Raw genomic sequence first — 12,511 nt, 5'->3', positions numbered from 1 at the left:
CAGGAGTGCCGCTGTAAAAAGTATGTTTCTGCTGTTCTGGAATTAGCCCGGAGGGCACTCCTGCGGCCTACTCTCGCTGTCCCGACCGCAGATGACGGAAGTAACTTCGTCCATGACTGAAAAAAGTGGGTCGTTGACCCGGCGCATCCTCGAACTCCTCGCCTCCGGGCAGGCGTCCACGCGCACGGAGCTCTCCGAGCTGCTCGGCGCCGCGCCGTCGACGGTCTCGTTCGCGGTGACCAAACTGCTGGACTACGGCCTGGTCACCGAGGAGGGCACCATGTCGTCCACCGGCGGCCGGCCGCGCAAGGTGCTCCGGCTCGGCGGCGGCGACGGCTACGCCGTGGCGGCCGAACTAGGCGGCAGGCACGCCCACGTCGGCGTCGTCCACCCCGGTGGCGGACTCACCGACGTCTCCACGGTGCCGTTCGCGACGGCCGACGGACCGCAGGCCTCGCTGCCCGGCCTGGTCGAGACCCTGGAGGGCCTCGCCGAGCGGAACGGACGGGAGTCCCTCAGAGGTGTCGGCCTCTGTCTGCCGGGACCGGTCGATGTCGAGCCGGGCCTGGTGACGCTGCCCGCGCGCATGCCCGGCTGGAACCGGTTCCCGGTACGGGACTGGCTCCAGGAACGGTTCGGGGTCCCGGTGGCCATCGAGAACGACGCCAACTGCATGGCCGTCGGCGAGCACAGCGTCCGGCCCGCCGGGCAACGCCAGGCCATCATGGTGAAGGCGGGCACCGGCATCGGCGCGGGCGTCATCGCCGACGGCCGCCTCTACCGGGGCGGTTCGGGCGCGGCCGGCGAGATCACCCACGTCCGCGTCGAGGCCGCTCACGACATCCCCTGCTCCTGCGGCAACACCGGATGCCTGGAGACGGTCGCCTCGGGGGCGGCGCTGGTCCGCATCCTGCGCGAACGGGGCCTGGAGGTGACGTCCACCGAGGACGTCGTACGCCTCGCCGGCGATGCCGACCCCGAGGCCACGCGCGCGGTCCGGCAGGCCGGCCGCTACCTCGGCATGGTGCTGGCCGCCAACGTCAACTTCTTCAACCCCGACGCCGTGTACCTCGGCGGCATCCTCTCCACGCTGGAGCCCTTCGTCGCCGCCGTGCGCAGCCAGTTGTACGAGGGCTGCCATCCGCTGGTCACCGAGCACCTGGTCATCGAGCGGGCCGGCCTCGGCGCCGACGCGGGCCTGGTCGGCGCGGGCCAGTTCGCCCTCCAGCGGGCGCTGGCCCACGCACTGCAGTCGGTCGCCGGCACCCACCCCTGACCCTCAGGAGGAGCCATGCCCCAGTCCCAGCCTCAGCTCCGGCCCCGCCTCCGTCCCGTCATCGCGATCGCCGGCCTCGGCATCGAGTCGTCGACCTTTTCCCCGGCCCGCACCGAGGCCCCCGCCTTCCACCCGCGGCGCGGACCGGAGGTCCTCGACCGCTACCCGTTCCTAACGCCGGGACAGCCCCTGCGGGACGCCGCCGACTGGCGTGGCGCCCTGGTCGGCAAGGCGCTGCCCGGCGGAACGGTGACGGCGGCCGCGTACGCCGAGCTTTCCGGCGAACTCATCGACCGGCTCCGGGAGTTGGGGCCGCTCGACGGCCTCTGGTTCGACATCCACGGTGCGATGACCGTCGAGGGGCTCGACGACGCGGAAGTGGACCTGCTGGCCCGAATCCGCGAGGCGATCGGCCCGGACGTCCTCGTGTCGACCTCCATGGACCTGCACGGCAACGTCTCGCGCCCACTCGTCCACCTCAGCGACCTGATCACCTGCTACCGCATGGCCCCGCACGAGGACGCCATGGAGACCAAGGAGCGGGCCGCCCGCAACCTCGTCGACCTCCTGGCGAGCGGCGCGCCCCGCCCCCTCAAGGCCTGGGTGCCGGTGCCGGTGCTGCTGGCCGGGGAGCAGACCTCCACCCGTATCGAACCCGCGAAGAGCGTGTACGCGGCCGTCGAGGACGTGGAAGCGGCCGACGGGGTGACCGACGCGGCGATCTGGGTCGGGTACGCCTGGGCGGACGAGCCGCGCAACCGTGCCGCCGTCGTGGTCACCGGCCCCGACCAGGCCGCCGTCACCGCCGGCGCCGAGCGGCTCGCCCGCGGATTCTGGGACGCCCGCGACGACTTCGCCTTCGTCGCCCCGACCGGCACCCTCGGTGACTGCCTCGACGAGGCCCTCGCCGCCGACTCCCGCCCCTACTTCATCAGCGACACCGGCGACAATCCGACGGCGGGCGGCGCCGGAGACGTCACCTGGGGACTCCAACACGTCCTGACCCGCCCGGAGTTCAAGGACCCGTCCGGCCCGGTCGTCCTGTACGCCTCCCTGCCCGGCCCGTCCGCGGTCGACACGGCGGTGAAGGCCGGCGTCGGCGCCACGGTCACCGTCACCGCGGGCGCGGAGGTCGACGACCGGCACGCCGGGCCGCTCACGATGACCGGCGTGGTGCACTCCGTACGGCACGGCGACCGGGACGCCGGGACGGAGGCCGTCCTGCGGGTGGGCAGCGTGCACGTGATCCTGACCCGGCTGCGCAAGCCGTATCACCTCGAAAGCGACTTCACCGGCCTGGAGTTGGACCCGCGCACGGCCGACCTCGTGATCGTCAAGATCGGCTACCTGGAGCCCGAGCTGTTCGCCATGGCCGCCGACTGGAAGATGGCGCTCACCCCGGGCGGCGTCGACCAGGACCTGGTGCGGCTCGGCCACCACCGGATTCGGCGGCCGATGTTCCCCTTCGACCCCGCGATGGCCGCCCCCGACCTCACGGCCAGGATCGTCGCACCCGCGAACCGGCCGCTCACCGGCCCCGAGGAGTGACGCTCAGCCCGCCTGCCGGGCGTCGGCTATCAACTGGTCGATCAGGGCGATCAGCACGTCCCGGCACGACTCGCGCTCCCGCGCGTCACACAGCAGCACCCGCACATGCTCCGGGAGCGCGAGGGCGTCCCTGATCTCCTCGGCGGGATAGGGGTGTTCGCCGTGGAAGCCGTTCACGCCGACGACGAAGGGGATCTCCCGGCGCTCGAAGAAGTCGATCGCCGCGAAGCTGGACTCCGGCCGGCGGACGTCGATCAGGACGACCGCTCCCAGCGCGCCGATCGCCAGGTCGTTCCACATGAACCAGAACCGCTGCTGCCCGGGCGTACCGAACAGGTACAGCACCAGTTCCTGGCTGATGGTGATCCGGCCGAAGTCCAGGGCCACGGTGGTGGCCCGCTTCTCCTCGATGCCGTTGAGGTCGTCGATGCCCACGCCCGCGGCGGTCAGGGGTTCCTCGGTGCGCAGCGGGGCGATCTCGCTGACCGACCCGACCAGCGTCGTCTTGCCGACGCCGAAGCCGCCGGCGATGAGGATCTTGACCGTGTCGGGCGGTGCGACCGATTCCACGGTGGTGTCAGAGCCGGCCAAGGCCGTCCCTCACTTTCTGCAGCAGGTCCAGGTCCGGGGTGCGGGGGGTGACGGGGTGCGGCGGGTGCACGGTGATCAGGCCCGCCTCCAGGAGATCGCAGAGCATGATGGCGACCACGCTCACCGGCAGGTCCAGATGGGCCGCCAGCTCCGCGACGGCGATCGGCTCGGCGCAGCGCCGCAGGATCCGTGTCTGCTCGGGCTGCGGACGGGGCGCCCGCTCCGGTGGCGGATCCACCGCCGTCACCGTCGTGATGAGGGTGAAGTCGGTGCGGCTGGGCCTGGTCCGGCCGCCGGTCAGCGTGAAGGGACGTACCAGCCTGCCCGCCGTATCGTCTCCGGCCACCTCACGCGCCAGGGCCGACATGGGCCCGCGGTGCCGCCGACAGGTGCTCGCCGATCTTCTTCACCAGCATGTTCATCTGGTACGCCACCACGCCGACGTCCGCGCCCTGGTTGGTGAGGACCACGAGGTGGGCGCCGGGCCCGGCGGACGTGAGGATCAGATAGCTGTTGGCCATCTCGATCAGCGCCTGGCGCACCGGCCCGCCTCTGAAGTCCATGCTGACACCCTTGCTGAGGCTCATCAGGCCGGACGCGGTCGCCGCCAGCCGCTCGGCGTCGTCGCGCAGGAACCCGGTGGACTTGCTCACCACCAGACCGTCCTCGGAGAGCACGACGGCGTGGTTGACGTCGGCGACCCGCTCCACGAGTCCGGTGAGCAACTGGTCGAGCTGGGTGTCCGTGGCGGGGGTGGGGCGTGTCATGGCGGTGTCCTTCATGAGCGGTCGGCGGGCGAAGGGGAGGACGTGGGGGAGGAGGCCGCGGCGGCGTCGTCCGCCGCGGGCGGCTCCTCGGGGGCGACGTCGTCGAGCGTCCGGCGGGCGGCCGGGATCCGCTGGTCCGCGGCCGCCTCGGGCGGGTCCGCAGTCTCGTCGCCGTCTTCGTCGCGGGCCTGGAGCGTGCCCCGCTGGAAGCAGGCGAGGGAGGAGGCGGCTCGCTCCGCGGTGAAGTCGTCGTAGCCGTTCTCCTCGGCCTCGGCGGGCCGCGTCTCCTCGCGCAGTTCGGCCGCCAGGCTGGTCTGCGGCACCCGGCGGGGCAGCGCGGTGAGACCGCCCTCGCGGCGCGTGGCGGAGGCGGAGGCGGGGTCCGGGGAGGGGGCCTGGGCGGTCGCGGTGCGGGCCGTGACGACCGGGCGGGACTCCCGTACGGGCTCCTCCGGTTCGGCGGCACCGGAGTGCTCCACCTCGTCCGGTTCCGGGGCCGGCAGGTCCCGCACCACCACGTCGTGCGGGATCAGCACGATCGCCGTCGTGCCGCCGAACGGCGAGGAGCGCAGGGTGACCGCGATGCCGTGCCGCTGGGCGAGCCGGGCGATCACGAACAGGCCGAGGCGCAGGTCGTCGGCCAGGGCCACCACGTCGAACTGCGGGGGCTCGGCCAGCTGGGCGTTGAAGGAGTCGTAGTCCTCCTCGGACATGCCGAGCCCACGGTCCTCGACCTCCACGGCGAGCCCCTTGGCCACCATCGCGGCCCGCACCCCGACCGGCGCGGGCGCGGGGGAGTACAGCGTGGCGTTCTCGATCAGCTCGGCCAGCAGATGGATGACGTCCGCCACCGCGGGCGGCGCGAGGTGCACCTCCTCCTCCGTCTGCACCTCGACCCGCTGGTACTCGGCGACCTCGCCGACGGCGCTGCGCAGGATGTCGATCAGCGCGACCGGTTCGCTCCAGCTGCGGCCGGGCCGCTCGCCGCTGATGATGACGAGGTTCTCCTCGTAGCGGCGCAACTGGCTGGCCGTGGAGTCCAGTTCGTACAGACCCTTGAGGATCTCGGGGTCCTGGTGCGCGCGCTCCAGCGCGTCGAGCTTGGTGAGCTGGAGGTTGACCAGGTTCTGGCTCTGCCGGGCGATGCCCAGGATGATCTTCTGGAAGCCGCGCCGGGTGTCGGCCAGCTCGACGGCGGTATGCACGGCGGTGCGCTGGGCGGTGTTGAACGCCTTCGCCACCTGGCCGAGTTCGTCGTGGCCGTAGTCCAGCGGCGGGGTCGCCAGCTCCACGTCGATCTTCTCGCCGCGCTCCAGCCGCGCCACCACGTCCGGCAGCCGCTCCTGCGCGAGGCCGAGGGTGGCCTCGCGCAGGCCGTGCAGACGCCGGGACAGCGAGCGCGTGATCCGCCACGACATCCACACGCACACCAGCAGGGCGACCAGACCGCCCGCGCTCAGGGAGGCGGCCTTGATCAGCAGGCCGCGCGCGTTGTCGCCGCTGCGTTGCAGCAGCGCGGTCGTCTGCTGCCGGATCAGGAGCTCGTACTCGTCGGAGACCTTGACCAGCGCGGCCCGCCACTCCTTCTGCGCGTCCGGGACGGCGATGTCCCCGTCCCCGCGCGCCGACGTCCGCGCCGCGAGCACCCGGTCCTCGACGGTCTCCAGGGTCCCCCACTGGGGGCTCCCCAGGATCCGCTCGGTCTCCGCCTTCGCGCTTCCCGTGAGCGAGGGGAGGATCTGGTCCTCGACCAGCCAGCGGCGGGTGTTCACCAGCTCCGCGAACTCGGTCCACGACTTCTCGTTCATCGTCCGCGACGGCGAGGCCAGCGTCAGCAGCGCGTCCTCCCGGGACACCAGCTCCGCCGCGTGCTCCAGCGCGACGAGCGGACCGGCCTGCGAGGTGAGATCACCGTCGTCGACCTGGGACAGCTCCTGGAAGGCGTGGATCTGGTCGTCGATGATCGACGTGTACTGGCCGAGCGCCTGTACGGCGGTGATGTCGGTGGGGTTGTCCACCTGCCCCCGGTAGTACTCCAGGCTGCTCACCGACGCGACGACCGAGTACAGCCGGTCCTTGATCCGGGAGGGTGCCTGCTGGATCGCGTCCGACTGGGAGAGGAGTTTGGCCACCGCCTTGTCGGTCCTGCGGCGCTGCTCGTCCAGCGCGCTACGGGCCTCCCCCTGCCGGGACGCCAGCCACACGGCCGAGTAGCTGCGCTCCCGCTGCAGCGCGAGCGTCGCCTCCGTGCCCATGGCCCCGGTCGACTTGCTCAGCCCGGTCTGCGATCGCAGCCCCAGGCCCTCCGAGAACATCTGGATCGTCGTCACGCTCCAGACGGCGGCGAGCGTGACGCTGGGCACCAGGGCCAGCAGGATCAGGGAGAGACGGATGGAGCCGAGGCGGCGCCGGGGACCTGTCCGTGGAGACATTGTCGTCCTAGGGCGATCAGCGGAGGGCGGGAGCGGGAGAGGGAGGGGGCAGCGCGGAAGCGGAAGGGGGACGAACGCCAGGGGGTGGGGGCGTGTCCGGTACGTCACAGGGGATGCGCTGGATGCTATCCGTACATGTGAGCGTACGTGTCACGCGTGACCGAATCTTTGGCGACACCGTCGGGGGAACTGTCCGGTCACCGGGTTCCGTTGGCGGCGAACCTCGCGACCGAGGCGATGTTCGCCCTGGTGACGAACGCCGGCCCGGTGAGGACGGGCGCCTCGCCACCGCCGAGGGTGTTGCCGTTGGTCCGGTACAGCCACAGCGAGTCCACCGCGAGGTAGCCCTGCAGATACGGCTGCTGGTCGACCGCGAACTGCACGTCCCCGGCCTGGACCGCCTTGACCAGGTCCTTGTTGAGGTCGAAGGTCGCGACATGGGCCTTGGAGCTGGCCTCCTCGGCCGACTTCACCGCGGCCAGCGCGAACTGGGCGCCGTTCATGACGACTTCGTCGATGCTCGGGTCCTGTCTGAGCCGCGTCGCGACGGAGGCGGTCACCGCGTCCATGTCGGTGCCGTCCACGTAGAGGTTCTCGGTGTCGCCGCCGAACGTCTTCTTCACGCCCGCACAGCGCGCCTCCAGGGCGACGTTGCCGCGCTCGTGGATGACGCACAGGGCGTGCTTGGCCCTGAGGTCGTCCAGCTTGTCGCCGACGGCCCGGCCCGCGACGCTCTCGTCCTGGCCGAAGTACCCGACCAGACCCGCGGACTGCCAGTCGTCTATACCGGAGTTGAGGCCGACCACCGGTATGCCGGCCGCCCGCGCCTGGGCGACGGGCCCCGTCATCGCCGTCGGCTTGGCCAGGGTCACCGCGATGCCGTCGACCTTCCGGCTGATCGCGTCGCGCATCAACCCGGCCTGGCCCGCCGGGTCGGAGTCGCTGGCGAAGGTCAGGTCGATGCCGTCCTTCGCGGCCGCTGCCTGGGCGCCCTTGTGCACCAGCTCCCAGAAGGCGTCGCCCTCGCCGCCGTGGGTGATGAGGGCGACCTTCAGTCCTGAGGAGCCGGCCGCGTCCGCGTCCGACGCCTCGTCGGTGCCGCCGACGGCGGAGCAGCCGGCCAGCAGCAGACATGCGGCGGCCGTGAGGGCCGCGACGCGAGTGAAAGAGGGGGAGGGGGGTGGGGTCTTCATGAGGGTGCGGCACCTCGCTGTGCGGCCGAGCCGTAGGAACGAACGAGAGGACGGCCGGTGTCGACCGGGGGTTCGCCGACCGGGTGAAACTCTCGCTGGGGCGGAGCCAATCGCGTGCGACCACCGGTAGTCAAGTGTGCAACAACAACGCGTGAGTTGTTGCTGCCACATCGTGATGAACCGCTGGCCGGAGGGTGGGCGGCCGATCGGCCCGCCCGGACTGCTTGCGCTCGCAAACCGGGTCAACCCGCCTTGCGGGCGAGCGCCCCGTACATCGCGATGTCCTCGTCACGGATCACCTCGGTGTCCGTGCCGTCCGGACGCCACTTGTGGACCTGGACGATGCCCGGCGCCACGTGGTCCAGACCGGTGAAGAACTCGCCGGCCTCGGCGAGGGTGCGCAGCCGCATCGGCATGCCCCGGGCCGCGTACTCCCGGGCGACCCGGCCGACCTCGTCCGGCGCGAACTCGGCGGTGCCGATGGACATCGCGAGGTAGCTCCCGGCGGGCAGCGGCTCCAGCAGCCGCCGCACGATCCCCACGGCGTCGTGCTCGTCCAGCATGAAGTGCACGATCGCGATCACGGTGAGCGCGACCGGCTCCCCGAGTTCAAGGGTCTCGCGGAAGGCCGGGGCGTCGAGAATGGCCGCGGGGTCGCGCATGTCCGCCTCGACGTACGCCGTCCTGCCCTCGGCCGTGCCGGACATCAGCCCCTTCGACAGCGCGAGCACGAGCGGATCGTTGTCGACGTACACGACCCGGGCCTCGGGGGCCACCGACTGGGCGATCTCGTGGATGTTGGGCGACGTCGGAATCCCGGTCCCGATGTCGAGGAACTGCCGTATCCCCGCCTCCGCGGCGAGATACCGCACGGCCCGGTTCATGAAGTCCCGGTTGGCCCGCATGTGAACGGGCAGCGCGGGCCACTCCCGCACCATGGCATCGCCCGCCTCCCGGTCGGCGGGGTAGTGGTCCTTGCCGCCGATGATGTAGTCGTAGATCCGGGCGGAGTGTGCGGTCTCGGTATCGATACGGTCGGCGGACACGGGGCCTCCGGGCAACATGGGCTTCGAGCTTGTTCACCTCGCAACTACCCGGGGAAGTCGGGGAGTTGGCGGTCAGTGCACCAACCTAGGGGTGCGGGGAACTGCCCGACCAGCCCCGCGAACCCGAACCCGCCGAACTCCACCGATCCCTAGGGCGCTCCGGCGTCGCAACCCCGGCCGCAGGCCGGAGAACCCGGTTCAGGCGGGCTCCCCGGCCTACTGAACGCCCGTGACCGCAGCGCCCTCCCCCTGCCGCAGGCGCCGCCGCTGCCGCCGGCGCCTCGGCTCCTGATCCGGAAGCCACCCAAAGGCAAGAGAACTCCCCGCGACCCCCAGCACAAGCCCCACGAAGAAGCCCCCGAGGTTGGAGGTGGGCCACGACCCCAGGGAAACCAGCACCCCGGTGACCGAGTAGAAGAGCCGCTGAGCCGGATTGAACAGGACCAGCAGCCCCAGCAGCAGCATCAGCGCCGGCAGCAGATACCCCGCCAGCCCCTGCATCCCGACATGAAGCACGACCTTCATGGACGCCTTCATCGTGAGCAGAATCTCCGCCCCGCCCAGAGCGAGCAGCACCCCGCCCCAGAACGGCCGGTCGGCCCGCCAACGACGGAAGGCCGACCGGACACCCGCACGCCCGCCCATCAGCAACCCTTGCTGCTGAAGCCGAGTTTCAGTCCGGGCAGCTTGAACACACCGGCTGTGGTCGCGTAGTTGGTCTGCCGCAGGTTCGCGATGCGCACGGTGTCCGCCTGCTGGCTGAAGACGCCGATCGGCCCCTTCACCCCGGCCTTGGTCAACGTGCTCGCGTCGTTGCCGATCTCGATGTTGTTGAACGACGCGTCGCCCGACAGCTCGGTCGAGTCGGTGGTCAGATCGCTCGCGGTCACCTTCTGTGCCCCGCTGCCCGCGGTGATCAGCAGGTTCGTGCCGCCGAGGTCGACGCTCTGGCACAGCTTCGTGAGCGTCGCGTTCTTGATCGCGGATGTGATGATCAGTACCTGGCCGCCGGTGTCCCCCTCGTTGGGGCTGCCCGGGGCCATGGTGTCGAGTCCGCCGAACTGCTCGAACCCGGTGCCGTTGAGCTCGGTCGCGGTGACCGTGAAGGGCATGCCGGAGATCGCGAACTGCACGCCCAGCGCGCCCTCGGCGGTGAGCACCGCGAGGGCACCGGCGACCAGGGTGGCCGGCACGGCCATCACGGCGGCCCGGCGCGCCCGGACCCGCCCGCGTCTGGCGGGGCCGCCGGTGGGTTCGGACACTGCTGGCACGGAACCGCTTTCCGGGTTCTCGGGGGTGTGGTCGGCGGACGAGGTGACGTCCGAGGACGAGGCCATAACTGCTCCCAGATGCAAAAGTGCGGGTAGGGCATCAGCGGCACGTTGTCCTGGCGCGGACAGCGCCCACGGCGCACGCCCCTCGCAACTCCCGGCGGATGCAAGGGCTTTCTCGTACTCCGCAGTAGCCAGCCCGGAAGTTACCGGTGGTTACACCGGAGGGTCAAGGTAGTTGTGGGAAAAGAGTGTTGATTGTGCGTCACCTGTGAGTTCGCTTCCCCGCCAGGCCTCCGGATGTCACGCAAGGGTGCCAACGAGATGCATCAACTCCCTTGCAACTCCTTGACGTTGACCGACACGCAGGTCTACAACTCTCCCTGGCTCCCCCTGGATCCGTGGCGCCGGATCCGCCGTCGCGTTGGCCTGTGGCCCGCGTTCCCGGACTTGATGTCCTTCACATCTCCGCGAGATCACTCCACGGCGCCGTCACGGTCGCTTCCCCCCTCGGTCCGTGCCGGACGCCCTCCCCCGCCCGGTCCGGCCGGAGCCCTCACCACGGTCTCCGGCCGGCCACCGGTCGGCTGCCGTTGCCGGTCCTTGTCGTACGGAGAAGGCGTCACGGACCGGCAACGGCACACACCGACTCGCGAACGAGCCCCCACACCGCCCCCCCCACACCGACCCCCCGCACCGAACCCCTGAGCCGCGCAGCTGCCCTCAGGGCACACCCCCGCAACGAAAGTCGAGGTACACCCGCATGCGCGCACGCACCCTCCTCACCCTGGCAGGCACCGTCGCAGCCCTCGGGCTGGCCGTCCCCGCCTCGGCCGCCGACACCCCGGTACTGACCACCACCGACGGAGCGGCGGTCGCGGTCGGCGCCGTCCTCGACGCCAACCTGGCGAGCGGCACCGCCGCCACGTTCTACTCCAGCGCGACCGGCACCAGTGGCATCTCCTGCACCAAGTCGGCGTTCTCCGCCACCGTCACCGACAACCCCGCCGCCCCCGGCACCGCCACCGAGTCGCTGACCTCCCACACCTTCGACACCAGCGGCTGCACCGCCAACGTCACCGGTGTGCTCGGCGTCAGCGGCATCACCGTGGACAACCTGCCGTACACCACCAGCGTGTCCTCCGACGGCACCGTCACCGTGACCCCGGCCGCGGGCTCCGCCGTCCAGTCCACGGTCAAGCTGCGCACCCTGCTGGGCACCATCACATGCGTCTACCAGGCGCCCGGTCTCTCCGGTACGGCGAGCAACGCCGACAACAGCATCGCCTTCACCAACCAGCTGTTCACCAAGACGTCCGGTTCGTCGCTGTGCTTCAGCAACGCCTACTTCACCGCCAAGTACGCCCCGGTGACGAGCTCGGGCCTCGCCGTCAACGTCAACTGACCGTCGTACGGCGGAGGTTCACCGCCGACGCAGACGCATGACCAGGGCGGCGCCGCCCGTGAGTACCAGCACCGCCGCGGCGCCGCCCGCCAGCACGGGGGTGGACGGCCCCGAGCCGGTGGCCGTGCCGGAAGCCACCGGAGTGCTGTCGCTCTGGGGCTGCGCGGACGCCGGGTCCTGGGACGGCGGCTGGGAGGTGCGCTGCTCGGACACCGGCGAAGGGCTGCTGTCCGCGCGCTTCTCGCCGCCGCTCGGGGACGCTGTCGCGGAGCGCTCGGCCTTGCCCGGCGACGTCGTCGCCGAGCTCTCGCCGCCCTGCTTCTGTGCCTGCGGGAACACCACGTCGGAGCACGAGTAATAGGTGTCCGGCGTGCTGCTGTTCTGCCAGATCGTGTACAGCACATGGCGCCCGGTCCGGTCGGACGGCAGGGTCGCCCGGATCCGGTACGCGCCGTTCGTCAGCGCCGGGTCCTTCACCACCGCGAACGGCTGCTCCGCGAGGTCGGACCAGGCGAGCGGCTTCGCGGGGTCGTAGCCGGGTTTGGTGAGGTAGAGCTTGAAGGTGCCCGTGTGCGGGATCGTGGACACGTACCGCATCGTCAGGGTGGACCCCGGTGTGAGCCGCGTCGACGGCCAGTCGGCGCGGGCGAGGTCGAGGCCCCGGTAGGCGGGCAGTCCGCCGCTGCACAGTTGTCCGTCGGGGACGACCTGCCGGTCCCGGCCGTTCACGTTCGCGATCCGCAGATTGTCCCAGGCCGTGAAGGGCGCGCCGTTCGAGGCGATCGCCGCCCGGCAGGCCGGCGTGGACGCGCTGCCGCCGTCGGGGGAGCACGCGTACACGCGGCTGCTCGGATCCGTCGGCGCACCGTGCGCATGGACCGGGCCCGCAGCCCACACCGTGAGCAGCAGCGGCGTCACGGCGGCAGCCGTCAGGGCGGTGCGGTGCGATCTCATCCAGGGCATCCGGGGCATCCGGAACGTC

12 protein-coding genes are annotated in these 12,511 nt (G+C 71.3%); 3 read left to right on the top strand and 9 right to left on the bottom strand.

Annotation, left to right across the window (positions count from 1 at the left end; genetic code table 11):
- Positions 1-112: 112 nt before the first annotated feature.
- On the top strand, positions 113-1,276 hold the full coding sequence (locus OG331_RS13985; RefSeq protein ID WP_406195766.1) for an ROK family protein: 1,164 nt from the start codon (positions 113-115) through the stop codon (positions 1,274-1,276).
- Positions 1,277-1,291: 15 nt separating this feature from the next.
- The gene (locus OG331_RS13980; protein ID WP_406195764.1) at positions 1,292-2,824 is read left to right on the top strand and encodes a M81 family metallopeptidase; all 1,533 of its coding nucleotides are present in this window, start codon (positions 1,292-1,294) and stop codon (positions 2,822-2,824) included.
- 3 nt (positions 2,825-2,827) lie between these two features.
- On the opposite strand, the gene OG331_RS13975 is transcribed toward OG331_RS13980, so the two are convergent.
- The 8 genes from OG331_RS13975 to OG331_RS13940 all read right to left on the bottom strand — a co-directional run bounded on the left by OG331_RS13975 (position 2,828) and on the right by OG331_RS13940 (position 10,190).
- Positions 2,828-3,415 (bottom strand): GTP-binding protein, encoded by a 588-nt coding sequence (locus OG331_RS13975; protein WP_406195761.1) that lies wholly within the window; start codon positions 3,413-3,415, stop codon positions 2,828-2,830.
- Positions 3,402-3,782, bottom strand: a complete 381-nt coding sequence (locus OG331_RS13970) for a DUF742 domain-containing protein (protein ID WP_362389018.1) — start codon at positions 3,780-3,782, stop codon at positions 3,402-3,404. The genes OG331_RS13975 and OG331_RS13970 overlap by 14 nt, the downstream gene beginning before the upstream one ends.
- Positions 3,763-4,182: a roadblock/LC7 domain-containing protein gene (locus OG331_RS13965; protein WP_147997842.1), complete on the bottom strand. Its 420-nt coding sequence runs from the start codon at positions 4,180-4,182 to the stop codon at positions 3,763-3,765. Before OG331_RS13965 ends, OG331_RS13970 begins: the two co-directional genes overlap by 20 nt.
- Positions 4,183-4,193: 11 nt before the next feature.
- Entirely contained in the window at positions 4,194-6,614 is a 2,421-nt protein-coding gene (locus OG331_RS13960) for a nitrate- and nitrite sensing domain-containing protein (protein ID WP_406195759.1), read from the bottom strand.
- A 197-nt stretch (positions 6,615-6,811) separates the two neighbouring features.
- Entirely contained in the window at positions 6,812-7,807 is a 996-nt protein-coding gene (locus tag OG331_RS13955; protein WP_406195756.1) for a substrate-binding domain-containing protein, read from the bottom strand.
- A 242-nt stretch (positions 7,808-8,049) separates the two neighbouring features.
- Entirely contained in the window at positions 8,050-8,871 is an 822-nt protein-coding gene (locus tag OG331_RS13950; RefSeq protein WP_406195754.1) for an SAM-dependent methyltransferase, read from the bottom strand.
- A gap of 198 nt (positions 8,872-9,069) precedes the next feature.
- Positions 9,070-9,498 carry a DUF6114 domain-containing protein gene (locus OG331_RS13945; protein WP_406195751.1) on the bottom strand — a complete coding sequence of 143 codons (429 nt, stop codon included), beginning with the start codon at positions 9,496-9,498 and terminating at the stop codon, positions 9,070-9,072.
- Entirely contained in the window at positions 9,498-10,190 is a 693-nt protein-coding gene (locus tag OG331_RS13940; protein ID WP_406195748.1) for a DUF6230 family protein, read from the bottom strand. The genes OG331_RS13945 and OG331_RS13940 overlap by 1 nt, the downstream gene beginning before the upstream one ends.
- 697 nt (positions 10,191-10,887) lie before the next feature.
- Here OG331_RS13940 and OG331_RS13935 point away from each other — a divergent pair.
- Positions 10,888-11,529: a Tat pathway signal sequence domain protein gene (locus tag OG331_RS13935; protein ID WP_406195746.1), complete on the top strand. Its 642-nt coding sequence runs from the start codon at positions 10,888-10,890 to the stop codon at positions 11,527-11,529.
- Between the two features lie 18 nt (positions 11,530-11,547).
- On the opposite strand, the gene OG331_RS13930 is transcribed toward OG331_RS13935, so the two are convergent.
- Positions 11,548-12,492 (bottom strand): lytic polysaccharide monooxygenase, encoded by a 945-nt coding sequence (locus OG331_RS13930; protein ID WP_406210005.1) that lies wholly within the window; start codon positions 12,490-12,492, stop codon positions 11,548-11,550.
- Positions 12,493-12,511: the final 19 nt, after the last annotated feature.

It is taken from the genome of Streptomyces sp. NBC_01017 (assembly GCF_045162795.1).
Classification (GTDB): domain Bacteria; phylum Actinomycetota; class Actinomycetes; order Streptomycetales; family Streptomycetaceae; genus Streptomyces; species Streptomyces machairae.
The sequence above is the reverse complement of the archived record's forward strand: the minus strand, read 5'-3'. Positions and strand labels throughout refer to the sequence as shown.

What these genes read in the sequence shown, in the direction of transcription:
- OG331_RS13985 (WP_406195766.1), top strand. Translation starts at nt 113, where the DNA reads ATGACTGAAAAAAGTGGGTCGTTGACCCGGCGCATCCTCGAACTCCTC.
- OG331_RS13960 (WP_406195759.1), bottom strand. Translation starts at nt 6,614, where the DNA reads ATGTCTCCACGGACAGGTCCCCGGCGCCGCCTCGGCTCCATCCGTCTC.
- OG331_RS13965 (WP_147997842.1), bottom strand. Translation starts at nt 4,182, where the DNA reads ATGACACGCCCCACCCCCGCCACGGACACCCAGCTCGACCAGTTGCTC.
- OG331_RS13945 (WP_406195751.1), bottom strand. Translation starts at nt 9,498, where the DNA reads ATGGGCGGGCGTGCGGGTGTCCGGTCGGCCTTCCGTCGTTGGCGGGCC.
- OG331_RS13950 (WP_406195754.1), bottom strand. Translation starts at nt 8,871, where the DNA reads ATGTTGCCCGGAGGCCCCGTGTCCGCCGACCGTATCGATACCGAGACC.
- OG331_RS13980 (WP_406195764.1), top strand. Translation starts at nt 1,292, where the DNA reads ATGCCCCAGTCCCAGCCTCAGCTCCGGCCCCGCCTCCGTCCCGTCATC.
- OG331_RS13970 (WP_362389018.1), bottom strand. Translation starts at nt 3,782, where the DNA reads ATGTCGGCCCTGGCGCGTGAGGTGGCCGGAGACGATACGGCGGGCAGG.
- OG331_RS13935 (WP_406195746.1), top strand. Translation starts at nt 10,888, where the DNA reads ATGCGCGCACGCACCCTCCTCACCCTGGCAGGCACCGTCGCAGCCCTC.
- OG331_RS13940 (WP_406195748.1), bottom strand. Translation starts at nt 10,190, where the DNA reads ATGGCCTCGTCCTCGGACGTCACCTCGTCCGCCGACCACACCCCCGAG.
- OG331_RS13955 (WP_406195756.1), bottom strand. Translation starts at nt 7,807, where the DNA reads ATGAAGACCCCACCCCCCTCCCCCTCTTTCACTCGCGTCGCGGCCCTC.
- OG331_RS13930 (WP_406210005.1), bottom strand. Translation starts at nt 12,492, where the DNA reads ATGCCCTGGATGAGATCGCACCGCACCGCCCTGACGGCTGCCGCCGTG.